This window comes from Streptomyces sp. NBC_01244, assembly GCF_035987325.1.
GTDB lineage: Bacteria > Actinomycetota > Actinomycetes > Streptomycetales > Streptomycetaceae > Streptomyces.
Map to the genome: position 1 here is coordinate 9,393,133 of NZ_CP108488.1, position 24,022 is coordinate 9,417,154.

Consider the following 24,022-nt stretch of genomic DNA (forward strand, 5'->3'; position numbering starts at 1 on the left):
CTGACCTGAGTCAGGCCGCGGGCTCGAAGATCGCTCCCCAGCTATCGGGTGATCGCTTCCCGACGGGCCAGGATCAGTCCCACCAGAATTCCCAGCAGTGCGTGTCGATGAGTCGTTCGGCATACGCGTCAAGGGTCTGGGGGCGGGGGCCCTGCCAGATGTTGTCGGGACAGAAGGCGAAGTGTTCGGCCGCGACGAGCAGGGCGTCTTCCCTGCTCGCCGGGGGCGTGGCGATGCTCAGGTGGAGTGTGTCGGATCCAACGGCGACGACGCATGCACCGAAGCGTTGTTCCCAGTCGCCCATCACCGCGGAGAACGTGGCGGTGTCGTTGTCCCAGTTGGCAGGTCCGTCCCAGCCGACGAGGGCGAGGGCGTCGGCGCCGGAAGGCGCGGCGACCAGGCCCAGACGTGACCGTGGCCGACCCAGGACGAAGTGTTCTGCGTACTCCGCGGCCAGCCGGCCGGAGTCCGTCGCGTCTTCACGGTGGGGTGCGAGGCCGGGCCAGGTCTGCCCGAAGGGGGCCGTGACGGCCAGCCGCTTGTCGGGCGACAGCATGTCGTCGTCATCATCGATCGCGGTGTACGTCGCCCACCACTTTGCGAGCAGCTCGGCCGGGTCGTGGTCGTCGGGTGATGACATCTGCTCGGGAAAGAGCTCGCCGGTGCCCCAGGGACGGAAGTCGCTGTCTTCGGGGTCCCCCGAGTCGAGAAGCAGGGGCCAGACGCCTGAGCGGGGATGCTCGTCGCGGATCCGCGTCCACAACTCTGCGGATACGGAGCCGTCGCTCAGCCACAGGGCCTGAGCGCCTCCGTCACCTTCATCGGACGTGATCAACCGTCCGGGCGGGAGGGGGACAGCGATGGTCGATAGCAGCTCAGGGTTCACGGGCGGATGCTAACCGTGAGCTCTGACATGCTCGCGCTCGCCCGCTTAACCTCGGCGGTTGGAGTCCAGCCATTCATCGCTGTTCCACACGACGGGCATGGCGCCGACCGGCTCGAATCGAATGTCGGGGTCGTTGCTGTGCACCAGGCAGATCAGCCGGCGCTGAAGTACGGCCGCACGATGGGCCCGGTCGGCGATGATGTCGAGTACGACTTGCGCGGCCCGGGGGCAGGCAGTTGCGAATCGGTCGTAGTCGGTGAAGGCGAGGACCAGTCCCGCGCCCTCCGCTGAGTCGCCGTAGCCGCCGTAGCAGGCAACATCGCCGAGGCAGTCGTTGAGCGCGTCAAGGTTGTGGCCGTAGTAATCGGGGAACTGCAGGGCGGCTGCGACCGCACCGTGCATGTCCTGTTCCGTGCTCCATTGGCCCGCTGCCAGCCGGACGACGCGGAAGTCCCGGTCTTCGAGGCGCTGCACAGCCTGGTTGAGGAGCCGCTGGCGCCAGAAGAGGGTGACGAACGTGTTGCCCATGTACTCGATGCCGGGGAATCCGGTCTTCGAGGTGCTCGGCGTCGTCGTCGAGTCGGCATGGTGCCGGTACTCGTCCAGCAGCCGGAAGAACTCCTCGATCGGAGTGGAGTCCGGAGGTGTGGTGCGTTCGATCTCGGCGGCCCAGCCGAGGGAGCTGGACGTTCCGCCACGCTCGTGAAGCCATTGCGTGAATCGCTCTTCGGGCCAGAAATCGAAGGGTTCGTCGATCGCGTGCACGCCTAGCGCGACGCGGTAGCCGGTGAGGACAGCCTCCAGATGACGTAGTGAACCCCCCGGCAGCCACATGCCGGGCCTCAGCCGGATCTGCTCCAGGAAGTCGTACACGTCCGTGCAGTCCTGCCAGTGTTTGGCGGTGTTCTGCGGGCTGTCCTTGGCCGCATGGGGTGAGCCTACGGGGCGGGCAGGAGTGGTCTTTCAGCGGAAGAGTGCAGACGCGAGGGGAGCGGGCTTGCTCGTTTGGGAGCGTCTGCGGTCGCCGTCTGCGATCTCGTTGCGGATCGGCCTACGGCAACGGAGATGTATCACGCGATTCCGCATCCGGGGCGCAAGCAGGCCGCGCCCGCATGGAAGTCGGGCTGCGGCAGGTGGCAGTTCCCGGGTCCGGGAGGGGGGCCACCTGGGTGATGGTTGGGACTCGCGTTGACGAGGGGTGGCGGGGCCGCAAGACCTGGCCGCGACCAGAAGAGTGCCTCAGGTCCCTCAAGCGTGAGAAAGGCCTGTGCGGGGGGCAGGCCTGGGGTGGCTCGCGTCATCCCGCGGGAGCCTCACCCGGTCGAAAGGACTCAGGATGCGAACGAGCATCACCATCTCCCGTACCCTGATCGCCGCGCTCATCCTCTCCGGCTGCGCCCTGACCGCCCCCGACGCCTACGCCGCCCCCACTCTCAAAGTGGCCGCCGCTTCCCAGCGAGCCGATGCCGAACAAGTCGCCCTGCTCAAAAGGAGCCTGTCGGAATGGAACCAGTGGCGTACGGACAACCCTGGCATCAAGCCCGACCTCACCGGTGCTGACCTCGCCGAAGCGAACCTCCTTGAGGCCAACCTCGCCGGCGCCGACCTCACTGATGCCACCCTCACCGGCGCGAACCTCACTGACGCGAACCTGACCGAAGCCAACCTCACCGGCGCAAAACTAGGGGGTGCCATCCTCATTGGTGCCAACCTCAGCAACGCCAACGCCCTGAGTGCCGACCTCACCGGCGCCAACCTCAGCAACGCCGGCCTCCGTCACGCTGTCCTCGCGAGCGCCAACCTCATGCGCGCCAATCTCCATGACGCCGACCTCACCGAGGCGAACCTCGACGGCGCCAACCTCGCCGACGCCGACCTCAGCTGCCGCAACCACCCCGTCTGCACCTCCCCGGCCGGATGACCGTAGAACGACTGGGGCACCGCGGGTAACGGGCTGCCCGGTTCAGTGCTCGCGCGCGGTGCCCCGGGGAAGACGCCATATCGCTGCTGAGTTCAGGAGCCTTCGAGCGGTCCGGCCTGATCCCATCCAGGCGCGCGCACGTCGATCGTGAGACTTCCCGGTCCGACCTCCTCACCGCAGGTCCGGCATGTCGACGTCAGATCGAGGTCGTGCTCGGCGTCATGTTCGGAGCCGGGCCCGCCGCGATGGAGGAAGGCGACTGGCGGAGTGTCCACCGCCCAGCGGTCGCCCCAGGCCAGCAGTGCGCGCATCACCGGTGCGAGATCGCGGCCGGCCTGCGTGAGGTGGTATTCGAAGCGCAAGGGGCGCTCGCTGTAGGCGCGGCGCTCGACCACGCCCGCCTCTTCCAGTGCGCGCAGTCTGGCGGCGAGGCGGTCGCGGGGGGCGCCGGTGTTGCGGACGATCTGGTCGAAGCGCTGGTTGCCGTAGAAGATCTCGCGGATCGCCAGGAGGGCCCAGCGTTCGCCGACGAGTTGCAGCGCGGCGGCCACGGAGCACGGCCGACCGGGCACTTCGGGGTGCGGAACCGCGTTCTCGCCCTGCTTTGCGTTCGAGGTCACGTCCCCATCCTCTCCCGAGTCCGTTGTGTTTTCAAACTTGCACGGCTAGCCTCCGGCCCATGATAGTTGGAATTTCAAACTCACCAAGAGCGTCCCGAGCCGTGTTCGCGACGGTCGTGGCCGCGGTCTTCATGTCGAACCTCGACCTCTTCATCGTCAACGTGGCCCTTCCGGCGGTCGGCAGTTCGTTCGGAGGCAGCGGCCTCGGCTCGCTCTCCTGGGTCCTCAACGGCTACGCGATCGTCTTCGCGGCGCTCCTCGTGGTCGCCGGCCGCGTCGCCGACCGCTCCGGCCACAAGCCGGTCTTCCTGACCGGATTGGCGGTGTTCACCCTCGCGTCGGTCGGCTGCGCGCTCGCTCCCAACATCGGGACGCTGGTCGTGGCACGGCTCGTGCAGGCCGCCGGCGCCGCGCTGCTGATGCCGACGTCGCTCGCGCTGCTGCTCGACACGACGCCCCCTGAGAAGCGCGCCGGGGCGGTGCGGGCCTGGGCGTCCATCGGCGGGATCGCCGCCGGACTCGGGCCGGTGGCCGGCGGGCTGCTGGTCGAAGCCGGGTGGCGCTGGGTGTTCATCGTCAACGTGCCCGTGGGGATCGCGGCGTTCGCGCTCGGTGTCAAGGTGCTGCCGTCACCCGGACGCGCCGGGGCGCAGAAAAGTCCGCTGCCCGACCTGTTCGGCGCCGCCCTGCTCACCGGATCGATCGCAACGCTCGCACTCGGCCTGGTCAAGGCTCCCGACTGGGGCTGGACGAGCGCCGGCACCCTCGGCGGCCTGGCCGCCGCGGTGCTGCTCGGCGTCTGGTTCGTCCTACGATCTGCCCGCCACCCCGCGCCGATCGTCGAGCTGCCACTGCTCCGGGTTCCGGCATTCGCATCCGCCGCGGCTTCCCTGACGCTGTTCACCATCGCGTTCGCCGGAATGCTCCTCGGCGCGGTGCTGTGGTGCCAGGGCGTGTGGGGCTACTCGGCTCTGCGCACCGGTTTGGCCATCGCGCCGGGCCCCTTGCTGGTGCCGCCGGTCGCGTTGCTGATCGGGCCCGCCGTCGCCAGATTCGGTGCGGGCCGCATCGCGCTGGCGGGAACGGTCCTGTTCGCGGCCGGCATCCTGTGGTGGGCCGCGACGCTCGACACCGGTTCGGCCTACGCGGCTTCGCTCCTGCCCGGCATGATGCTGACCGGCCTCGGTGTCGGCATGACGCTCCCGGTCCTGACCGGGGTGTCGGCGGCCGCCCTGCCGCCAGAGCGCTTCGCCACCGGCTCGGCCATCACCTCGATGGGCCGCCAGGTCGGCGCGGTCCTCGGCGTCGCGATCCTGGTCGGTGTCCTCGGCACCCCGCCCCCCGGACAAGCTGTGGTCGCGTTCCAGCACGGCTGGTACGCGATCGCCGCGGCGTCGCTGCTCGCCGCGTGCGCGACGGTCCCGCTCGTCCGCAAGCCGCGACGGGCCGACCCCAAGGTGGCCGACGTCGCAGAGGCCGCGAAGGCCGGCACCACCTGAGAACCGGGTCCCGTCCTCGATGGACGGTTCCGTTCGGGATCGGGCTGCCGGCGGATGCGCTGTGAGGGAGTCGACGGCTGTCTCACCACGGCGTTCAGCGCGAGGCAGCCGGCCAGTAGCAAGGTCCGCGCTGTCCCGTGCGCGCTGGGCCCGTTCCGCGATGAGTCGGCGAAAGCCGGCCGGCGCGTAGCGCTCCCCGGCGGCCGAGCCGGGTCCTACTCCGGCTGTCGTGCGTTCGGTGCCTGCGCGCTTCGATCCTGGCCTCGCGCGCTCTCGGTCCGGCGTGACGCCCGGCCCTCGGCCAGGTCTGGTTCGGTGCCGGTCATGACGCAGATGATGGTGCTGTCCGATTCGGACGGCGCATGAGTCCGGGGAAAAGCCGCCGCGAATGTCATGGCGGCTGGTCGGGTGAAGAAGGTAACCGGCCGGGCTCCGTACCCGTCACCAGGCGGCGTGCGCTGTCGGCCCCGGCCGTCGGGCATGATCTGGGGGAGGGGTGGGACGGGGGAGCGCCGTTCCGAACAACCGGCTGGGGGCACGGTATGGAGTGGGGGACGTTGGTCGCCACACTGGGCGGCGGTCTGATTGCGATGGCGGGGACGGTGCTGGCCGACCGCTTGCGCACCCGCCAGGAACACCGCCGCGGTCTTCAGGCGCGCCGCCGGGACGTGTACACGGAGTTCATTGCGGCAGCGGGCGCGGCCCATACCGAACTGCGCCGCCTCGCCCAGCACGGAGCCGAGGCGACTGGCCTGGAGGAAGCAAGCCGGCTGGCGCTGACGGACGCCCGCATCTACGAGGTGCGCGAGCGCCTTTTCCTCGATGCCAGCGCCCGGATCGCGGCTGCGGGCCAGAGGATGTTCGAATGTCTGCGTGCCCTGCGGCGGACGGTCGCCGCGGGCGCCAGCATCTCGACCCCTGCCTTCCACGACATCTACCACCCCTACCTGGAAGCCGTCTGGGCCTACCGTCAGGCCGTCCGCAACGAGCTCGAGGGCCATGCCCTCGCCCCGGCCGACTTCGGCTGGTCCGTGTGGGATGGCCGCGAGCGCTGCGCGCAGTGCGGGGGACGCCCGGCGGTCACGGCGTCCGGGTCGGGGGCGGGAACCGTTCGGCATGATCGTGCGTGAGTTCTTGATGGGCAGTCGGCTGGTGGAGGGGAATCTGATGACGTCGCGGGCGATGGTGAGCGTGGCAGCGGTATCGGCATGCGTGGCGCTGCTGACGTGCGGGTGTGGTCCGGACGAAGCAAAGGAGGACGCCGGCGCGAAGCCGTCGCTGCCGTCCGCGTCCACACCTGCGAACGTACCCTCGGGCACGCCGTCGGCCTCCGCCGCAACCGGGCAGCCTTCGGCCGTTGTGACCGCTGACCTGCCCGCACCCAGAACGAAGGAGCGCGCGATCCAGCGGTACGAGCAGTACCTTCACGGCCTCGGTCGTGAGGACATCGGGACGGTCTGCGAGGTGGCAGGGCCAGGAGCGAAGAAGGCAGAGGATCAGGGGTTCGGTCCGTGTACGACGACGTACGCGATCGTGTTCCAGATGATTTCACCCGAGCAGAAGAAGGCCCTGCAAACCGCGACGGTCGATCCGCAGCGTGTTCAGGTGCGCACGCTCGACTCGATCGAAATGCCGCTCGAAGCGGTCAGGTCCTCCGCCACCTTCTCCGAGGAAGACCTCGGCAGCTACGTGCTCGAATATCTCAAGGACGACTACTACATCACCGACGGGAAGTAACTCTCCAGCGGCGGAGACCCGCTGGAGATTCCAGGCTGCCGAGGCCGAATGGCCGGCGCCCGGTCCGGCCGGTGATCACGCCGGCAGGGCCCACGGGGTGCTGGAACAGGCCGGGGAAGGCTGGCTGCGCGCCGTCGTGATGCGCGGAGCCGGCCGGGCTGGTTCTCCTACCCACGGCTGGGACGTCAGGAGCCGGAAAGTGCGCGGCAGTCGGTACCACGCGCGTTCGTACGCTCGTTCTTTGACCTCATGTCGCTGCGGAGTGCTTGCCGGTGGGGAAAATGCGGTGCGTGCTGGAACCAAGCTGGTCAGACTCGCTGACATGACCGAGAAGATCACCCGCATCAACCCCGAGCAGCTGCATGAGACGCCCGGCTACCACCACATCACCGTGGTGGAGGCAGGCCGTACCGCCTATCTGGCGGGTCAGTGCCCGCTTGATCCGAATGGTGACCTCGTCGGTTCCGGTTCCCTCGAGACGCAGGTCGACCAGGTCGTCGCGAACGCGATCACTGCCCTGGCAGCGGTGAGTGCCCAGCCTGAACATGTGGTGAGGTCAGTGATCTACGTGCGAAGCAATGAGAGGGACATTCTCGGAGCCGCATGGCGTGGGCTCACCGAGTCTGCCCTGGGTCCGGCATTCACCACCGCCAGCACGCTCTTGGGCGTCACCCAGCTGGGCTTTGCGGGACAGCTCGTCGAGGTGGACCTCACCGTAGCGCTGCCTGACTGACTTCGAACGGTGTGTCGAACTAGGGCGTGTTGTGAAAGTGGATCAAGGAAGTGGGCAATCACGTGTCGCGGAGCCGGGTCGACTGACATACTCCGCGCCGTGACGATTCACCACAGCTCCGGCCCGACACTGACCATTGACGAGCGCGACATCGAGCTCGACGACCGACTGACCGAGGAACTCATCGCCTTCAACACGGCCGCCACCGGCGTGTCTGACCGCGGTACGTTCTCGGCCAAGGTCACCGATGAAGCGGGTGAACTGGTCGCCGGGCTAACCGCATGGACCTGGGGCACTCTGTGCGGCATCGAGCTGCTGTGGGTTCGCGACGACAGCCGCAAGGACGGCTGGGGCAGCACGATCCTGCGGGCAGCAGAGACGGAGGCACAGCGACGCGGTTGCGATCGCGTCGCCGTCTCCACTTTCACGTTCCAGGCCCCCGGTTTCTACCAGCGCCACGGCTATGTCGAGACCGGTCGGATCCCGGGCATCCCTGGAGGCCACGCGGACGTGCACCTGCTCAAGTCGCTGACCGGCTCGGCACCCTCGCGCCAGTTCTAGACGTACTGGGCACAGCCATTCGGCTTAGGAGTACGGGCAGTCCGGTAGGAATCTGGTCGCGTCCCGGCTGCGCTGACGGTCGAGTACCGCCAGTGCTGTGACCGGGAAGGTTCGTCGGGTTACTTGTGGTGCCGTTTGGAAATGCTTTCCCGGACCAGTGGGGAGGCGGGATGGCGCAACCGGTCCGGCTTCGCCGGCTCACCGGGCAGGAGGGCCGGAAACTCCCGCACATCGTCCGGCGGGGCAGCACGAGTTCGGTTCGGTCCCGGCGGGCGATGATGACCTACGCGTCCTGGGCGGCGTCCTGACCCTTCACGGAAGCTCGGCACCGTTGTTCTGAACCCGTAGACGTGCCACCGGTGGATCCTGTGCTGTCACTGTTCCTCCATCACCCAAGACCCTCCTGTCCCAGCAGAGTACGCAAGTGCCCCCTCAGCGGAACCGGCGAACCTTTCCGGTCACAGCACTGGCGGACACGGGAAACGGCCCCGTCCGGCACCGCCCCTGTGCGGTGTCGGACCGGGCCGTCCGGTCGTGCGTCGGTCCGTCGTCAGCGCTTGGGGCAGGCGGCCTGGGTGACCTTGCCTGCCTTGGCCGTCGACGTGCCGGGGTCCAGGGTCAGGCACTTGCCGGTCCACTGGTTGATGAAGTAGTAGCCGTGTGACTGGCCGTTGCTGTCGGTGTTGGTCGGCATGACGTTCCACAGCTGGCTGCCGGAGAACCACTTGGTCTCGCAGGGCCACCAGAAGAGCTGCGTGCCGTCGCCGGGCGGGGTCCCGTTGTTGTACGGAACGGTCAGGCAGGAGCCGTTGCCCGCCTTGATCCAGTAGTGGCCCTTGCCGTCGTAGTTCGGCTTGGTGGCCGTCCACTGGTGGCTGCTCGGCGCCGGGTTCGCGCAGGCCCGCTGCGTGACCAGGCCGCCGGAGCCGTCGGGGAACTCTTCGCCGCGCACCATGCAGCGGTTGGTGCCGTAGGTGCTGACGTACTGCTTGGCGTCGTTGACGGTCCACACCGCCGGGTCGGGCTCGAAGACGTAGTTGTCGCGGTTGAGCCCGTCGACCACCGACACGGGGGTGAGGCCCGAGTTGTCGGAGAGCTGGTAGTGGTCCACCGCGACGAAGTTCGGGTTGCGGCCGCCCGCGGCGGGCCGGCACGACTTCTCGATCCGGCTCTTGAGCTGGGCGCCGTTGTCGATCTTGGCGTAGGCCTTCGGGTCGAGGTTGTCCGAGCTGAACTGGTTCATGGTGAACAGCGGGGTGAGGCCTGTCGTCCCCGGCATCGGGTTCGTGCTGAGCGGATTGTCGTTCCGCGACTCGCAGCCGAACGGCTGCCCCTTGCCGTAGCTGTACCGGTTCTCCACGGTGTGCGACCAGGTGTTCATCAGGGTGCCGGAGCCGGCGGCCACGTCGCCCCAGCTGTCCTGGAAGATCACCAGGCGCTGGTTGGCGGAGACCATGTCCTTCAGCCGCGGCCAGTTGCTGCTGAAGATGCCCCAGTCGTTCTGGTCGAAGAGCATCTTGCCGGCGCCCTTGGCGTCCAGCAGGTCCGTGATGGTCTTGCTCAGCGTCTCGCGGCTCGCGTAGTTCTCCAGGAAGATCGTCACCACCTCCTGCGGGTTCTTCTGCAGGAAGTTCACGACGGTCAGCAGCGCGGAGTTGAACTGCTCGTAGCACAGGGCCGTTCCGCCGTGGCACAGCTCGACGGGACCGGTGCCCTTGGGGTCGTACGTGTCGAGCATCAGTCCGCGCACCCCGCCCTCGAGCTGCTCCTTGATGCTCTGCGACTGGTTCGGCGGAACCGGCCAGTGCATGTCGGTGTTGGCGTAGGCGTTGTGCGAGGTCACGAACGACCACTGGTGGTAGCGCGCGTTCCCGTACTTGCTGCTCGCCGCCACCGCCCCCGTGGGGGCCGTCAGCACCGAGGCCAGGACGAGGAGCGCGAGCACCGGCAGGGCGAGCAGGCGCAGCAGGCGAGCACGGCGGTCGGCGCCCGGACGGGGCGCGGTACCACTGGTTCTCATTGTGAATTTCCCCTGGTAGAAGCGGCCGCAGGCGTCCGCGGGCACGGTACGGCGGCGACCGGGCGTACGGAAGTCCCCCGCGTCCGGCGTGCAGCCGCACGCGCGAGCGCGGGCGGAGCGGCGACGGACCGGCCCCGGGCGGGGGCTGGTCGGGCTCCTTCCCGGGTCGCCCCAGCCAACCGCGGCCGACCGATCCGGACCAGGCAGTTCCACCGGCAGAAGTACGGTCCGGCATACTTTTGCCGGACGAAAGGACCGGCGGACCGGCCGGTCCGCGCAGCACCGGGGGACAAGCGGGCATGGGGACGGACACACCGGCCACCGGCGGGTTCGGCGAGCACCTGCTCCGCCTGCGCATGGACGCCGATCAGAGCCAGGAGGAGCTGGCGCACGCCGCGGGGGTGAGCGTGCGGGCCCTGTCGAACATGGAGCGCGGCCGGTCCCGGGGGCCGCAGCGGCGCACCGTGGCGGCCCTGGCCGCGGCGCTGGGGCTGGACGCGACCGGCACCGAGGAACTGGAACGGGCCGCCCGCCGGGGACGGCCCCGCGCGCGTCGGGCCGGGGGTGAGCCGGCAGCCGGCTCGTACGCGGACACCGGCCCGGCGGGGGAGGCCGATGGGAAGCCGGCTGTCGGGCCTTCCGAAGGCGCGGGCCCGGCGGGCGCCACCGCCCCGGACCCCGCCCCGGACCCCTCCTTCCGCCACACCCTCGCGCTCCCGCGCGACCTGCGCGACTTCACCGCACGCGGGCCCGCCCTGGCGCGGCTGGCGGCCCTGGCCGAGGAGTGCGACCCCGACCGTCCGCCGGTGGCGGTGGTCTGCGGGCAGCCCGGCCTGGGCAAGACCGCCTTCGCCGTGCACGCCGCCCACACCCTGGCACCCCACTTTCCCGACGGGCAGTTCCACCTCGACCTACACGGCATGGACCTGCAACCCACCCCGGTCGCCTCGACACCCTGAAGGCCGGGTCACTCGAGGTCCGGGCCGCCTTCGCCCTCTCCTACCGGCAACTGAGCCCGCAGGCACGGACCGTCTTTCGGCGCTCCTGCCTGGCCGACGGCCCTGACTTCAGCCCCCAGACCGCCGCCCTGCTGACCGACCTGCCCACCCGCAGGGCCGCCCGGCATGCCGAGGACCTGGTCGACGCCGGCCTCCTGCAGTCCCACCCCACCGCTGACCGCTACCGCTACCACGACCTCCTGCGCCTGTTCGCCGCCGAGCAGTTGGCCGAGGAAGACGGGCCCGAAGAGATCGCAGCCGCCGAGGACCGGGCTGCCCGCTGGACGCTGCGCCGGGCCACCGCCGCCGCCCTGCACTTCGAGGCCGAGTACGGGTCGGCCGCCGACCAGGGTGACGCGGAAGGCGACCCCGACCCGGCCACCGCGCCGGTCGGCCGCGACCGGGCCCGGGCCTGGCTGGAGGAGGAACGGGCCCAGTGGCTCGGGGCCCTGCGCCACGCCCAGTCGACCGGCCGTCACCGGCAGGTCGTCGACGCGGCGGAGGCGATGCACTGGTTCTCCGACGCCACCATGGACTGGGAGCTGTGGGCCGAGGTGTTCCGGCGGGCCGCCGACTCCGCCCGGGCGCTGGGCAGCACCCGTGAGGTGGCCGTGCAGCTGAACTACCTCGCCTGGGCCCGCAACATGTGCGTCTTCGACTACGTCGGAGCGCTGGCTGCCGCGGACACCGCTCTGGAGGCGGCCCGGGAGGCGGGCGACGAGCTCCAGGTGGGCTGGGCTCTGGGGTACGGCGCGGGGGCGCTCCAACGGCTCGGCCGGATCGGGGAGGCCGTCACCCGTCTGAGGTTGTCGGTCGCCCAGTTCGCCGGGCTGTCCTGTGGCGAGAGCAGGCTGGCCGAACTCACCGCCCTCAACGCGCTGGGCCAGGTCCTGCGCCTGGACGGCCGGCCCGAGGAAGCACTGGCCATCCACCGCCGCAGCGAGACGCTCTGCCGGGCGGGCATCCCGGGGCGGCCGACCGCAGTGAGCAATTCCTACCTGGCCCTGGTCAGCCAGAACGTCGGCAACGACCTGGCCGCGCTCGGCCGGTGGAGCGAGGCGGAAGCCCCGCTGCGTGAGGTGCTGACCCTTCGTGCGGCGAACCCGATGTCCTTCTGGAGCGAGACCGCCCGGCTCGAGCTGGGCGTCGTCCTGCGTCACCTCGGCCGGCACGAGGAGGCCCGGGAAACCCTGAAGGCCGCCCACGAAGCTCTGGTCCGGCTGAACCACCCCCGGCAGCTCGAAGCCGCCGCCGAGCTCAGCACCCTGGAATCCGCCGCCAGCACCGCTTGAAGAGTGTTTTGTTCCATGGGGGTATGGAGCGGGTATGGAGAACGCCTTGTGGACAGACTCTCGGTCGACTTCCGTGCAACCATTTGGCCGCTCGTGGGTCTCAGCCGGTGAGGTGCATGGTGCGCCTGATGTTTCCGGGAGGAATGTCCGTGCCTCTGGCCCGTTCGAAGCGAGGGTGGCTCGCCGCCGCCGTCACCACTGTTCTTGCCGTCACGCTCGGTGCGACCACGCTGACCGCCCCCGCGTACGCCGCTCCGTTCGCGGGCGGGGCACGCGCGGCGGACGCGACGACGACCGCGGACCCGATCGCGTACCCCAAGAGCAGCGAGCTCGTCGGGGCCGGTGTGACCGGCTTTCTGACGACTTCCCCGACCGGCGTCACGGCCTTCCGGCGCTATACGGGCGGCATCGCTCAGGGGTACGGCGGCACCGTGTACCTGCGGTCGACGCCGACGACCGACTTCCAGGTCTTCAAGGGCGGGTACATGATCACGCAGCGGAACCTGGCGACGAACCGTGACTTTGTCGTCGCCGTCGGTTCCCTGCCGGGTGACGCGAGTTGGGCTGGGGCGGCGGGTGACGCCGTCTTCACGACCGTGGTGACCGAGGCGGGCACTGTGCTGCGCAAGCACGTCCGCGAGGCCCCCACCGTGACGGTCACCGGGCTTCCCGCCGACGCGGCCTCCGTCATGGTCACGCCCGCTACGCACGCTCACGCCAAGGTCACCTTCACGCAGAACTCGCTGGCCAAGTGGGGTCTGCTCGACCTGGCCACCGGCGTCTTCACCCCCGGTGCCCACGTGCCCGGCGTGCAGGCGGTCTCCGCGACCCACACCGCCTGGTCCACCGCCGCACCGACGGATCAGGGCCCCCGGGTCTTCGTTGCGGACCGCACCACCGGAGCCGTGCAGGAGGCCCCGGTGCCCCCGGCGCCGTCGTCCGGTCTTCTCCAGGTCGGCTTGGTCGGCGACTGGGTCGTGTACGGGCAGAAGGGCGGCATGGGCCTTGCCCAGCCCAGCGTCCACCACGCCATTACGGCCTACAACCTCACGACCAAGGCGATGGTCAAGGTGCTCGACCACGCCTACGAGCTCACGTCGGCCCCCGACGGCAGCCTGTACGCGCGCGGCGGCCTTGTCGGCCGGGGCGAGGGCATGTACCGGATCGCGTCCGGCGGCGACACCCTGAAGGCCGAGCTGGTTGCGGCGACCGGCGAGCCCACCGAGGTCGCCGCCACGGCCTCCGCCGTGCCCCCGGCGGTCCTTGACCTCGACCAGGTCAACGGGTTCACCTTCGAGTGGACGCTGTCCCGTGAGGTGAGCAACCCGAAGATGACCGTCCGCCATGTGCGAACCGGGAAGACCCACACGCTGACCGTGCGACCCGGCACCACCACGACCACTACGCCCGTGTTTGCCTGGGTCGACAACAACTGGGACGAGGACGTCCCCAACGGCGAGTTCACGTGGGAGATGACCGGCGAGCCGGCCAACGGCATCGGCCCGGCCATCACGGCCCACGGCACGTTCAAGGTCGTCCGCAAGGTCCAGCCGCACGATTTCAACGACAACGGCAGCCCCGACCTGCTCAGCCGCGACTCCGCCGGCCGCCTGTGGCGCACCGATCTCTTCTACCGCCCGATCGACATGCAGCGCGGCATCCACGAGGCCGGGGCCAGGACCCTCGTGGGTTCGGGCTGGGGCATCTACGACCGGATCGAGGCCGCCGGCAACCTGGGCGGCACGCCGGTCGGCGACCTCCTGGCCCGCGACAAGTCCGGCGTGCTCTGGCTGTACCAGGGCAAGGGCACCGGCGACTTCGCCACCCGGGTCCAGGTCGGCGGCGGCTGGCAGATCTACGACAAGATCACGTCTGGCAGCGACCTGACCAACGACGGCCGCGCGGACGCGCTCGCCGTCGACAAGTCCGGCGGGCTCTGGCTCTACACCGGCACCGGCAGCGCCACGAAGCCGTTCCTTCCCCGCAAGAAGATCGGTACCAGCTGGGGGATCTACAACGACGTCACGGCCGTCGGCAACACGGCGGGCGGCACCGCGGGTGATCTCGTTGCCCGCGACAAGGATGGTGTCCTCTGGCTCTACCTGGGCAAGGGTGACGGCACGTTGGCGCCCCGCACGAAGATCGGCGGCGGCTGGAACGCGTTCCGTCCGCTGATCGCCGCTGGTGACGCGGACGGCGACGGGCGCCCGGACCTCATGGGTCTCGGCGTGACGTCCCAGACGCCGAAGTTGTACAAGAGCACCGGCTCCTGGAAGGCCCCGTTCCGGACCGGCGAGACCATGTTCCTGAAGCAGGTCGACGAGAACACATCCGACCTCGTGTTCTGACCCTCCCTGCACGCGCGAAGGGGAGGCCGCCGAGACAACCGGCCCTCCCCTTCCAGGAGTAGTCGGTGCTGTACGGGTGGCCGCCTTCGGGTTCACCGGCGTACACGCTCGGGCTGTAGGGGACGTAACGGCCCAGCCAGTCGGCGAGGTCGAGGAGGGCAGCGGTCCATCGCCGTCGTACGGGGCGGGGCTCACGGACACCAGGACCTGCCGCTCTGGCTCGCCCGTGCCTCCACCGTGTAGCCCTGCTCCCCCTCGAATGCCCAGGAGACGGCGAGATGGGAGGCTGCGCCGTCGATCTGCTTGGTGAAGCAGAGTCCGATCCGTTCGCGGTCCGGGTCGTCGCGCGAGGCGGGCTGGTTCGGCTCGGGCGGTGCTGGCTGCCATCCGTTGCGGGTGGCGGCCGCCTGGTAGTAGGCGACGACGTCTGCTCGGCGGGCGGGCTCGGCGTACTCCCGGCCGACGTACGCGAAGCGGTCGTCGTCGTCACAGCCTGAGTAAGACTCATCGCCGGCCTGTGCTCCTTGCGGGGTACCGAGCGTCCGGACCTGGTCAGCCATCGGGTCCTGCAGTGCCGCGTCCGCGGCGGTGCAGCCGTAGATCCCGCCAGTGAGGGCCCACCATCCACCCATGACTGTGAGTGCGCCGATGACCAGTCCGCCCGCAACTACGGACGCTCCCACCCGAAGATCGTTCACGGGCGCGAGCGTACTGGCCGGCAGCGGCGGGGAGTACCCGGGCACCCGCACATTGAGCGATGGTAGTTGGGGGAGTGGTGGCGGGGTTCGGGCGTCTGGCCTTGCAGGCGAGCTTGTCGTCTACAGAGCCACCAAGTGTTCGGCTACGGCCGGGAAGCGGGGGTGCATCTGGCGGTCTCCGACCGTGACGAGCGCGGACAGGAGAGGGTTCACCTCTGCGGCCGTCTTCGTCGACCAGCCACAGGAGGACGCACGGGCCGTCGGCGTGAAGGCGGGGAAGGGCCGGCAGACGCTTGTGGATCTGAGGCTAGGTTGTGGTGGAGGCGGCCCGGGCGGTCTGCTCCAGCAGCGGCCGCAACTCGGTCGCGATCTCCCACAACTTTCCAGAATCCAGGAGCGCCAGCTCTTCCCGGCGCAGCGGGCGGGCCCTCACGACCGACGCCGCGACCGGCGACAGGTCCGGGGCCGGAATCGGTGTCGGCGCCGATGCCGGGACGGGGGCCTTGGATGGGGCGGAGGAACGCCGGGGTGCCGTAGACGGAGAGGTCTTCCTGCGCGAAGACCGGATGACGCGCTCGGAGGCCCGGGGGACGTCCGGCCGCACCCGGGGCGCGGCGGCGACTGTCCGGGGCTGTGACGTCACGGACTTCAGGGGAACTGCGGGGGCCGGGCGGCGCTCTTCCTCCTGCCACCGGCGGGAGCCCAGGATCTCCTTGAGGTCTTTCAGCTGGGCCCGCTGCTCGCGGGTCTCGCTCGGCGGAGCTCCGGCCGGCTGCTGCCACGCCACGGCGTACAGGTCGGCGGCGAACGCAACTGCGTACCGGCCGTTCGACGGACCGGGGCACGGCCCCTCTCGCGGCCTCTGCTTGGCCAGGACCGCACTGCGTGCCACCGACCGTACGCGTCCGTCACCCCGGTCAGGCTCCGGAGCCTGCATCGGGGCGGTTAGCCTCCCAGGGGGCCGGCAGCGAGCCGGCCTTGGGAGGGGTGGGTCGTGGCTGACGGGCAGGACTGGGAGCAGCGCAACCGGTCCGCGTACGGGATGAGCGCTTGGCGGCAGGCTGTGGCGACCTGCGGGGCGCTGGTGGCGTGGCACGCCGGCTACGACAACCGGGCTGAACCCGGCCCGAGTGGCCCGCGTCCGGGCCGGCCGGACGCGCCCGACGGCGCGCAGTTCACCTCGCAGTGGATGCCCGTCGTCGCGCTGCTGGCCCTCGGGGCGTGCCGTGCGGCCCGTGAGGCGGATGTCCTGGTCGACGACGTCGAGCTGCCGGGCTTGGTCGGCTGGGTCGACGGCGCGGACAGCGGACGCCTGCACCATGGACCGCTGGAGACCGGCGAAGGGCGGGAGCGCACAGAGGCGGGCTGGCTGGAGCTGGTGGGGGACGCGAAGCGCCGGCGCCGGGCCCGCCAAGTTCTCAACGACCACGTCATGGCGCAGATATACGAAGAGGGGGAGCTGGAGGACACCGGTGACGGGACGGAGCCGGCTCTGTTCACGATCGGGGACCGGGCCCGCGCGGTGCGGGCCGCGGGGATCGCGGATCTTGAGCCGGAATGGGCGGGCGCTGTGGACTACGCCCGCGCCCGGATCGACCGGCTCGAGACAGTTCTGCGCGAAGGGATCTGGAGGCCCACCCGCCGGCACAGGGCGTTCGCCGGGATCCTGCACCGTACGCTGGTCGCCACCCCCGACTATCCGAATCTGCCCGACGAGGTGCCCGGTCCCGTGTGGGTGCAGCGGGTGCTGAGGATGCCCCACATCACCTCCACCGTCCGCACCCTCACCGAGCTCCCCGAGTTCGCGATGCTCGGCCCGGAGGGAGAGGCCGCGGACCCGCTGGGCAAGGCGGTCAGCGCCGTCGCGCACAAGGCGGTGCACTCACTGGTGAAGTCGGCAGTCGACCTCGAAAGGCTGTGGGCGGCTCGACCAGCAGAGCAGTCGGTGGCGGTGTGGGAGCGTGCGCACCTTCCCATACCGGTCCGTAAGCAGGTCCTGGCTGTGGAGAAGGTGACGCACGAGCTCGCCATGGTCCTCTTCGACGTCGCCAACCCCGACACCGAGCGGTAGCCGGCCGACGGGCGCACCCGTTCCCACGCAGAGATGAGGCCCTCGGGTGCCGGGTGCCGATGTCTGCAGATCCTGCGGCAGGGAGACTCTGTGGACGAACGCGGGGTACTCCGGATTGCGCTGCTGCAACAGATCCAGCAGCGCGGCACAGAGGGCTGGCTCATCGACATCTCCCAGGCGAAGACGGACGCAGTCGCGGTACTGGCCGACCCGGCGGCTGCCGGGGCCGTCGAAGGCCTCGCCCGACAGCTGTACGCGGAGGGCGAGCTCGATGCCGGGCAGATCACGGCGACAATCAACCACCACGGCCTGACCCGGTCCGTGTTGCAGGCGGTGCGGACGCCAGAGCGATGACGACCGGGCGTCGCCTGGAGCCGGCGGTCGAAGTCCCCTTCCGCCCTTCGGGCATCAGGGGATTGCCGGCCAGGCTAGGGTCGTGATCAGTCCGCGCCGACTTGGGTACGCGGGTCAGGACCGGTGCCCAGAGCGCCCTGGGGCAGCACGACCAGGCCGACCCTCGGGCCCGGCACCCCGATGATGGAATGGGTCCGCGCTCTCGCGTACGGGCGGAGTGTCGCTGTGCCCGTACGCGAGAGCGCGAGCTTGCCGAACACCTCACTCCAGGGCGCCCTGGCTATCCAAGGGCCGGTGCGAAGTTCTCCTCGGCCTGGGGCACACGCGACGTCCTCGACACCACCCTCGTCCAGCCGGACCTGGTCGCGGAGATCATGTTGGATAGGTCGCGAGTTGGTTCTGGCCGGTGGCTTGCCAGCCCTCCGACCGCCCCCCTGATCAGGGGTTCGTCAAGGTCGGGACTCGCGACACCCACATTGACGAAACCTCGAGATTCTTCAAGAAGCCTCGCCTTCCGCGCCGTAGTCGCCCGTGAGGCGCCCACGGGCAAGCTCTGGCTGTACCCCGGGCACCGGAACCGGCGGTCTCGGTACGCGCAAGCTCATCGGCAGCGCAGGCTGGCAAGGAATCGATGATCAGGTTGTCGTTCCGAGTGTGGCCGGTCAGTGTGGAGAGTGAAGTGGATAGAAGGACGAGGACGCTCCTGACCAGTTTCGGGGTGCTTGGGCTTGCGGCCGTTGGGGCCTTCGCTCTGACCGGCGCACGATCCGTAGAGCCGGGGCCCTTCGCTGGTGGTCCGCATTGCACCCAAGTGCTGGCACAGCTCCCTGATGAGCTGCTGGGGGAGGAGCGCGACTCGGTGAAGGGGGCAGGTGCTGCGAGCTGGGGTGGTGGCACCATTGTGCTGCGCTGCGGCGTCGAACCTCTCGCACCCACAATCAACACCTGCATGAACGTCAATGGCGCGGATTGGGTCCTTGACGAAGAGCGAGCCAAGAGCGGAGGGCCTCGGGTGCTCACTACCTACGGGCGTATCCCCTCAGTGGAGATGGCCTTCAGCGAGGATGATCTGCCCGCCGGGGACGCCTTGGTTGTCATCGACAAGGCCGTGCGGGACATCCCTCAGCAGTCCAAGTGCATCGGCCTGAACGAGACCTGACCTACGCACCGGTGTGTGCCGACGTATCCAAACAGCACAGACTTCGCTCCTTTCCCCGCGCGTAATCATCAGCGAGTTCACCGGCGGCCGGTGCGTCGTGAAGACGATCGCCCTCCCCGGGCCGAAGCCTGCGTCGAGGCCCGGTCCCTCGCCGAGACCGACTGGCCGGGCGCACCGGGCATCAACGGCGTAGTTGGGGCAATGCCCGTTCGGGTCCAGAACGAAGTCCGAGGAGCGATCACGCCGCAGGAAGGGTTGTCTAACGGAAGCCTCGGTATTGAGGCGTCCAGTGAGAGCGCCACAGCCACCGCCGGTACCAAGGGGGCCAAGGGTCATACCGATCGCCATTCAGTCCGCCCAGGTTGTGCAGATGCCGGAACTCGTAGTCACGGCCGTCTCGAGCATCCTCCAGGGCCTCCGTCCACAGTCGCTCGTATGGCCGCCGGTGCAGCTGAGAACGGATTGATCCCCGCCACTCCTGCCAGGTCGCATTGGACACCCAGCCCTGCTCCCGGAGGTCGGCCTCGTCTTCGCTGAGCCGGAAGTACAGCCGGACGGTGTGTCGGTCGCTGTCGCTGATCCGTCGGCCGGATGCCAGTCCGCGAAGGGTCGGCAACGACAGGCGGTCCAGCAGCTCCCAGTAGCGCTTGACACAGACGTCTTCAAACTCGCGTTGTCGCTGCCGACGCGTGCGGTGCAGCGCGGTCAGCGCGCCAAGGAGAGCCACTAGGGCAGTGACGGACGCCGCGAAGGCTGAAATCGCAGGCCAGCTCATAGGTACCAGGCTGCGGCTGCCTTGTGCCGTCCGCATCCTGGAGCGATGCCGGGTCGGGAAGCGAGCTGCCTTGCTCTGGAGAGCCTCGTACCAGACCAGGGCGGTGTCCCGGTCGTTTGTCGCCGGCACCGGCTGGATCGGCGGGCCGGCGTCTTCCAGCACCTCCCACCTCGTGGCGCACGGCACGGGCGGTGGGGTCTGCGGTGTCGACAGCCGGTCGTAGGGCAAGGCGTTCACGTCACCAGGTGCAGCGATGTTTCAGCGATGCCCAACCGTACGCTCTGGCCCCAGGTCAGCTCCAGCGCATCGCTCTCCATCCCGTCGCCGAATACCACGATCCGGTCCGACTCCACGGTCAACTGCAACCCCTGACCCCGCCCCAGCTCCCCGGCAACCCTCGTCGTACCGGTCGCGGGGGAGGGCCAGGCCTCCCGCACGAACCACAGGAGCCGCCGCTCGCAGGGTGCGGGCAGACCTGCGGAGCTGCCGCGCTCCAGCCACAGGGAACGCAGCCAGCCGGTGGCGCCCGTGCCTGTCCCCACCAGCACCCCGGAGGATGCCTGGGCCTCACCCGGGCCGTTGTCACCGTCGGAACCCAGGCGGTAGCGGGCCGTCTGGTGACCGTGCGAGCCAAGGTAGATCTCGTTCAGCGCGAGAAGGCGCTGGGTGTCGTCGGCGACGGCCTCGACCATGGTCAGCTCCTCTGCCCGGCCTCCGGCAGCGATTGCCGCACGCAGCAGCGCAGTCGCGTCGGTGCAGCGGTGACGGACCAGGACTCCCGGGTTTCGCCCCGGGTCGGTGTCGATGCCCACTACCGGCTGTCCGCGCAGATACTTCGCGGTATTGGCGACCAGGCCGTCCTGGCCGACCACGACCACCACGTCCTCCGGGGCGAACAGGAAGCGGTCCAGGTCCGCCCGCTCCACCCGGGAGCTGCGCCAGGTGAGAGGCACCGCCGCCGCCACCTCCCGCAGCGCCTGCCGCGTGCGTTCGTGGCGGCGGACCACCTCGTCGATCGACCGGCCCCGGCTGGAAAGGAAGAACGCGGCCTGCCCGTGCGTCCCGTGCCGGGCGAGCAGTTCCTCGTACTCGGTTCTGCGGTGCACGAGCACCGCCCTTGGGGCCAGGCTCACGCGCCCGCGCCGCCTTCCGGGCGTCCGAGCCTGGCGAGGAGCCCGGTGAGGACGTCCGGAGAGAGGGTGATGCTCTCGATCCGCGGCAGGTTCTCCGCCAGCCGGGTCGCCGCCAGGGCGTGCAGCGTGCCCGGGTCTGCTTCGTCGTGCACGCGCAGCCAGGCTGCTTGAACCTCGGCGCGCGCCGCGCCCGTCTCGCGCGCCGCCTCGGCGTCCGCGCGGGCCAGGCAGACCTTGCGGGACGCCTCGGTCTCGGTCCGGATGCCGTCCGCCGCCGCCTTCTCCTCGGCCTCGCGGCGGGCGTTGGTGCCGCGCTGGTCGATCAGCTGCTCTTCGCGCCTGGCCAGTTCGATCTGACTTGCCAGCTCGTTCTCGGCGATGGCACGCTCACGCTCGACGGCGACAGCCCGCCGTTCATAGGTGGCCCGGTCCGCCTCCTGCTGGATCTGCTCGCGGGCCGGGGTGCGCAGGGCACGCTCCACCTCGGCCTCGGGGCGGATCGCCACGACCCGTACGGCCACCACGTCGATGCCGGTGGCCGGGAGTCTGGGCTCGGCGGCGAGACCGGCGGTGACGCTTCCCCGCACGGAGGCGACGCCGTCCACCAGAGCGACGGCCAGCGGAGTGCGGGCCAGTACGTCCAGGGTGTGCTGCTGCGCGGTTTCGGTGAGGAGAGTGGCGATCTGCTCCAAGGGGGCTCCGCGCCAGCTCCCGGTGTCCGGGTCGACGGAGAAGTCGAGCCGGGCCGCGGCTTCGGCCGGGTCGCTGATCCGGTAGGTGACGGTGGCCTGCACGGCGACGTCCTGAAAGTCGGACGTACGGGCGTGGAACGCCATGGCCAGCTCCCGGTCGTCGACCGGGACTTCGGACAGCGCCGCTGAGAGTGACCGGTACCAGAAACTGAGCCCCAGCCCGTCGTGGACGAGTTGGCCGCGCTTGTGGTGGCGGATGTGGGTGGTGGGCGCGGAGCGCAGATGACGCCAGCCGAAGCGCCGGGTGATGTCGGCCATGGCGAACCCCCTTCATTTCGTCAATGCGACGATAACGAGATCTTTCCATATCGTCAAGGGGACGAAAAGGGGGTGCTGTGGCGCTACCCCGGCAGCAACGCAAGCCGCTCGAACGGACCCTCGGCCTGCCGGACGGGCTGCCCCGAGCGGCGTCATGGTCCGTGCGTCCGCGCCGGCCCTGCTCGCAGAGGGAAGCACGCCGCCGTCCGCTGGTCGGCGGCCCACGGCCACCGGGATGCAGAAAGCCCCCTCGCTGTAGGCCGCTAGGCACATCAGCCATGGACGGCCCCCTGCTCCAGACGAGCCGGGCGGCCTCGGCCACGCCGTTCGCCACGTCCGCCCACTTCGGTGCCCAAGCGCCGCCGCGACCCTCACCACGCCCAGGGCCGCAGGCACGTACAACGTCGCCGCGCCACAGAACAGGCGGCGCGCGGCAGCCCCACGCCGAGGCCGCATCGGCGCCGGCTCCCCACCCTCGGCGGACCGCTCCCCGGCCGGTTCACCCTCGGCCGGGACTCCACCCGTTTCAGGCACCCCGCTGCCGGCGCAGCGGCAGAGATGTCGGAGGGGTTCGGGGTGCATCTGTTGCCATGTGAGACAGGAGCGTTCGGGGCTGCGTTCGGCTACGGCAGGCTCCGGACGCCGATCGCGTGCCCGCGCTGCGGCTGCCAGGCCCCTTGACCGCATGCGGCAGACCGTGAGCTCAGGGGTGCGGGAGCGGCACCCGTCGGCGGTACGGACAGGATCGCGCTCGTCACCACCCCCGGCACGAAGTCCAGCACATCGCGCACAGATGCCGCAGTGCGGTGGGCGATGAACGCGGTCGGTGTGCAACCCGTCATCGACTTGAACACCCGGTCGAAGTGGGGCTGGTCGTGGTACCCGGCGTGCATCGCGGCACCGGCCCAGTCTGCGCCGGAACCTTTCAGCCGCAGCGCCTCCTGCAGCCTCATCACCTGCGCCACAGCCTTCGGGCTCACCCCGATCTCGCAGCGGAAGCGGCGCTCCAGGTGGCGTCTGCTCCAGCCGGTCCGGGCTGCGAGCACCTCGATGCGGATCCGGCCGGCCGTGCCCTTTATACGCTGCCAGGCCCAGGCCACCTCCGGGCTGGCGGCCGGGCCGGAGGCGAGTGCATCACGCAGAACGCGGTCCAGGAGGGCGCAGCGCCCGTCCACATCCGGAACCTCGGCGAGGCGGTCCGGCAGGCCGGTCCAGGGCTCGCGGTTCAGGTCCTCGGGCGCCACCGGCCAATCGGACCACTCGGACATGGGCACACCGAACAGCCGGTAGGCGCCGAGCGGGGTGAGCAGGACGCTCACGCCTTCGGCGGGGCCGGTGCGTTCACCGATCACGGACGTGGTCCGCACCCCTGCCGCCAGCGAGAGCCCGGTCAGGGAACGGCCCGGGGCGCAAGCGTCTCGTACGGACACAGGAGCGCCGGTGCCCAGCGTCACCTTCACGACGCCGTCGGGAACGATGAGATGCCGGTTCCGCGCCACTGCCCCCGCCTCGCGGGGCGGCCCCGCCTGCGCCCGTTCATCGAAGCGGAACGGGCGGTAGCCGAGGACTCGGTCGCACAGATCGGGTGCGGCCGGACGCGCGCGTAAGTCATCCATCTTTCCTCTTCCAGGGAATCCCGGACTTTAGGCCGGGAGGGAATGGATCCTTGGCCCGGAGGCGCGAAGCGCCGTAGCTCTGCCCCGGGGGTGACGGTCAGGTCGGTCGCTTCTGGTTCTCGATGTATTCCTTCACGATCGCCAGTGGCGCCCCGCCGCAGGAGCCGGCGAAGTAGGACGGCGCCCAGAAAACGGAGCCCATCTCAATCAAGTTGATGGGGCCCGTGTACTCGGCCCGCAGGTACCGGGAACTGACGCCTTTCAAGCTGTTGACCAGCTTCGAGATCGAGACCTTGGGCGGATAGTGGACCAGGAGGTGGACGTGGTCGCCTTCGCCGTTGAACTCCTTCAGCTCCGCCTCGAAGCTCACGCAGACGTCCCGCATGATCTCCTCGCAGCGCTTCAACATGGCGTCGTCGAAGATGCCCCGCCGATACTTGGTGACGAAGACCAAGTGAACGTGGAGGTTGCGGATGACGTGGTTTCCCCTGCGGATGCCGGGGTCTGGTACCCAGCGTGGTGACATGCACCGAGTGTCGTACGATCACGAAAACCGACCTGAGGGGGTGGGTCGCACGACCACGCAGATCC

Annotated in this window: 23 protein-coding genes; 12 read left to right on the top strand and 11 right to left on the bottom strand. The window is 69.8% G+C overall.

All coding sequences use genetic code 11. The annotated features are described in order from the left end of the window. Positions 1 to 73: 73 nt before the first annotated feature. Positions 74 to 886 carry a DUF4253 domain-containing protein gene (locus tag OG247_RS41830; RefSeq protein WP_327257194.1) on the bottom strand — a complete coding sequence of 271 codons (813 nt, stop codon included), beginning with the start codon at positions 884 to 886 and terminating at the stop codon, positions 74 to 76. Between the two features lie 45 nt (positions 887 to 931). Next, a complete protein-coding gene (locus OG247_RS41835; RefSeq protein WP_327257195.1) occupies positions 932 to 1,759 on the bottom strand; it encodes a barstar family protein in 828 nt (275 codons plus the stop codon). 463 nt (positions 1,760 to 2,222) lie between these two features. On the opposite strand from OG247_RS41835, the gene OG247_RS41840 reads away from it, so the two are divergent. Next, the gene (locus tag OG247_RS41840) at positions 2,223 to 2,807 is read left to right on the top strand and encodes a pentapeptide repeat-containing protein (RefSeq protein WP_327257196.1); all 585 of its coding nucleotides are present in this window, start codon (positions 2,223 to 2,225) and stop codon (positions 2,805 to 2,807) included. 92 nt (positions 2,808 to 2,899) lie between these two features. Here the strand turns inward: OG247_RS41840 and OG247_RS41845 are convergent, their stop codons facing one another. Next, a complete protein-coding gene (locus OG247_RS41845) occupies positions 2,900 to 3,427 on the bottom strand; it encodes a winged helix-turn-helix transcriptional regulator (protein ID WP_327257197.1) in 528 nt (175 codons plus the stop codon). 101 nt (positions 3,428 to 3,528) lie between these two features. On the opposite strand from OG247_RS41845, the gene OG247_RS41850 reads away from it, so the two are divergent. The 5 genes from OG247_RS41850 to OG247_RS41870 all read left to right on the top strand — a co-directional run bounded on the left by OG247_RS41850 (position 3,529) and on the right by OG247_RS41870 (position 7,957). Further along, on the top strand, positions 3,529 to 4,926 hold the full coding sequence (locus tag OG247_RS41850; protein ID WP_327257198.1) for an MFS transporter: 1,398 nt from the start codon (positions 3,529 to 3,531) through the stop codon (positions 4,924 to 4,926). Between the two features lie 557 nt (positions 4,927 to 5,483). Beyond that, on the top strand, positions 5,484 to 6,056 hold the full coding sequence (locus OG247_RS41855) for a CchlQ (RefSeq protein ID WP_327257199.1): 573 nt from the start codon (positions 5,484 to 5,486) through the stop codon (positions 6,054 to 6,056). Continuing rightward, positions 6,043 to 6,663: a hypothetical protein gene (locus OG247_RS41860; RefSeq protein WP_327257200.1), complete on the top strand. Its 621-nt coding sequence runs from the start codon at positions 6,043 to 6,045 to the stop codon at positions 6,661 to 6,663. Before OG247_RS41855 ends, OG247_RS41860 begins: the two co-directional genes overlap by 14 nt. A gap of 322 nt (positions 6,664 to 6,985) precedes the next feature. After that, positions 6,986 to 7,396 (top strand): RidA family protein, encoded by a 411-nt coding sequence (locus tag OG247_RS41865; protein ID WP_327257201.1) that lies wholly within the window; start codon positions 6,986 to 6,988, stop codon positions 7,394 to 7,396. A 99-nt stretch (positions 7,397 to 7,495) separates the two neighbouring features. Continuing rightward, the gene (locus OG247_RS41870) at positions 7,496 to 7,957 is read left to right on the top strand and encodes a GNAT family N-acetyltransferase (RefSeq protein WP_327257202.1); all 462 of its coding nucleotides are present in this window, start codon (positions 7,496 to 7,498) and stop codon (positions 7,955 to 7,957) included. A 550-nt stretch (positions 7,958 to 8,507) separates the two neighbouring features. Here the strand turns inward: OG247_RS41870 and OG247_RS41880 are convergent. Further along, on the bottom strand, positions 8,508 to 9,977 hold the full coding sequence (locus tag OG247_RS41880) for a phosphatidylinositol-specific phospholipase C domain-containing protein (protein WP_327257203.1): 1,470 nt from the start codon (positions 9,975 to 9,977) through the stop codon (positions 8,508 to 8,510). 299 nt (positions 9,978 to 10,276) lie between these two features. Here OG247_RS41880 and OG247_RS41885 point away from each other — a divergent pair, with 299 nt between their 5' ends. From OG247_RS41885 to OG247_RS41895, 3 genes are all read left to right on the top strand, one after another. After that, positions 10,277 to 10,936, top strand: coding sequence for a helix-turn-helix transcriptional regulator (locus tag OG247_RS41885; RefSeq protein WP_327257204.1), 660 nt, complete (start codon positions 10,277 to 10,279; stop codon positions 10,934 to 10,936). A 263-nt stretch (positions 10,937 to 11,199) separates the two neighbouring features. Further along, positions 11,200 to 12,267: a tetratricopeptide repeat protein gene (locus OG247_RS41890; RefSeq protein ID WP_327257205.1), complete on the top strand. Its 1,068-nt coding sequence runs from the start codon at positions 11,200 to 11,202 to the stop codon at positions 12,265 to 12,267. A 143-nt stretch (positions 12,268 to 12,410) separates the two neighbouring features. Beyond that, positions 12,411 to 14,615: an FG-GAP repeat domain-containing protein gene (locus OG247_RS41895; RefSeq protein WP_327257206.1), complete on the top strand. Its 2,205-nt coding sequence runs from the start codon at positions 12,411 to 12,413 to the stop codon at positions 14,613 to 14,615. Positions 14,616 to 14,806: 191 nt separating this feature from the next. Here OG247_RS41895 and OG247_RS41900 read toward each other — a convergent pair whose 3' ends face one another. Both OG247_RS41900 and OG247_RS41905 read right to left on the bottom strand, forming a co-directional pair. Next, on the bottom strand, positions 14,807 to 15,313 hold the full coding sequence (locus OG247_RS41900) for a hypothetical protein (RefSeq protein WP_327257207.1): 507 nt from the start codon (positions 15,311 to 15,313) through the stop codon (positions 14,807 to 14,809). A 307-nt stretch (positions 15,314 to 15,620) separates the two neighbouring features. Then, positions 15,621 to 16,205 (bottom strand): hypothetical protein, encoded by a 585-nt coding sequence (locus OG247_RS41905; protein WP_327257208.1) that lies wholly within the window; start codon positions 16,203 to 16,205, stop codon positions 15,621 to 15,623. Between the two features lie 102 nt (positions 16,206 to 16,307). On the opposite strand from OG247_RS41905, the gene OG247_RS41910 reads away from it, so the two are divergent. From OG247_RS41910 to OG247_RS41920, 3 genes are all read left to right on the top strand, one after another. Beyond that, a complete protein-coding gene (locus tag OG247_RS41910) occupies positions 16,308 to 17,384 on the top strand; it encodes a hypothetical protein (protein ID WP_327257209.1) in 1,077 nt (358 codons plus the stop codon). A gap of 90 nt (positions 17,385 to 17,474) precedes the next feature. Further along, the gene (locus OG247_RS41915) at positions 17,475 to 17,738 is read left to right on the top strand and encodes a hypothetical protein (RefSeq protein WP_327257210.1); all 264 of its coding nucleotides are present in this window, start codon (positions 17,475 to 17,477) and stop codon (positions 17,736 to 17,738) included. Positions 17,739 to 18,369: 631 nt separating this feature from the next. Next, the gene (locus tag OG247_RS41920; protein ID WP_327257211.1) at positions 18,370 to 18,897 is read left to right on the top strand and encodes a DUF3515 family protein; all 528 of its coding nucleotides are present in this window, start codon (positions 18,370 to 18,372) and stop codon (positions 18,895 to 18,897) included. Positions 18,898 to 19,156: 259 nt separating this feature from the next. On the opposite strand, the gene OG247_RS41925 is transcribed toward OG247_RS41920, so the two are convergent. The 5 genes from OG247_RS41925 to tnpA form a co-directional block, all read right to left on the bottom strand. Beyond that, positions 19,157 to 19,834 carry a hypothetical protein gene (locus OG247_RS41925; protein WP_327257212.1) on the bottom strand — a complete coding sequence of 226 codons (678 nt, stop codon included), beginning with the start codon at positions 19,832 to 19,834 and terminating at the stop codon, positions 19,157 to 19,159. A 71-nt stretch (positions 19,835 to 19,905) separates the two neighbouring features. Beyond that, positions 19,906 to 20,805 (bottom strand): hypothetical protein, encoded by a 900-nt coding sequence (locus OG247_RS41930; RefSeq protein WP_327257213.1) that lies wholly within the window; start codon positions 20,803 to 20,805, stop codon positions 19,906 to 19,908. Then, positions 20,802 to 21,815, bottom strand: coding sequence for an SPFH domain-containing protein (locus OG247_RS41935; RefSeq protein WP_327257214.1), 1,014 nt, complete (start codon positions 21,813 to 21,815; stop codon positions 20,802 to 20,804). The genes OG247_RS41930 and OG247_RS41935 overlap by 4 nt, the downstream gene beginning before the upstream one ends. 623 nt (positions 21,816 to 22,438) lie before the next feature. Next, positions 22,439 to 23,431, bottom strand: coding sequence for a helix-turn-helix domain-containing protein (locus OG247_RS41940; RefSeq protein WP_327257215.1), 993 nt, complete (start codon positions 23,429 to 23,431; stop codon positions 22,439 to 22,441). Positions 23,432 to 23,528: 97 nt separating this feature from the next. Then, complete coding sequence (gene tnpA, locus OG247_RS41945; RefSeq protein WP_327257216.1) at positions 23,529 to 23,957, bottom strand: IS200/IS605 family transposase; 429 nt, start codon at positions 23,955 to 23,957, stop codon at positions 23,529 to 23,531. Between the last annotated feature and the right edge of the window lie 65 nt (positions 23,958 to 24,022).

What these genes read in the sequence shown, in the direction of transcription:
- OG247_RS41940 (WP_327257215.1), bottom strand. Translation starts at nt 23,431, where the DNA reads ATGGATGACTTACGCGCGCGTCCGGCCGCACCCGATCTGTGCGACCGA.
- OG247_RS41840 (WP_327257196.1), top strand. Translation starts at nt 2,223, where the DNA reads ATGCGAACGAGCATCACCATCTCCCGTACCCTGATCGCCGCGCTCATC.
- OG247_RS41920 (WP_327257211.1), top strand. Translation starts at nt 18,370, where the DNA reads ATGATCAGGTTGTCGTTCCGAGTGTGGCCGGTCAGTGTGGAGAGTGAA.
- OG247_RS41865 (WP_327257201.1), top strand. Translation starts at nt 6,986, where the DNA reads ATGACCGAGAAGATCACCCGCATCAACCCCGAGCAGCTGCATGAGACG.
- tnpA (WP_327257216.1), bottom strand. Translation starts at nt 23,957, where the DNA reads ATGTCACCACGCTGGGTACCAGACCCCGGCATCCGCAGGGGAAACCAC.
- OG247_RS41895 (WP_327257206.1), top strand. Translation starts at nt 12,411, where the DNA reads ATGTCCGTGCCTCTGGCCCGTTCGAAGCGAGGGTGGCTCGCCGCCGCC.
- OG247_RS41885 (WP_327257204.1), top strand. Translation starts at nt 10,277, where the DNA reads ATGGGGACGGACACACCGGCCACCGGCGGGTTCGGCGAGCACCTGCTC.
- OG247_RS41935 (WP_327257214.1), bottom strand. Translation starts at nt 21,815, where the DNA reads ATGGCCGACATCACCCGGCGCTTCGGCTGGCGTCATCTGCGCTCCGCG.
- OG247_RS41860 (WP_327257200.1), top strand. Translation starts at nt 6,043, where the DNA reads ATGATCGTGCGTGAGTTCTTGATGGGCAGTCGGCTGGTGGAGGGGAAT.
- OG247_RS41880 (WP_327257203.1), bottom strand. Translation starts at nt 9,977, where the DNA reads ATGAGAACCAGTGGTACCGCGCCCCGTCCGGGCGCCGACCGCCGTGCT.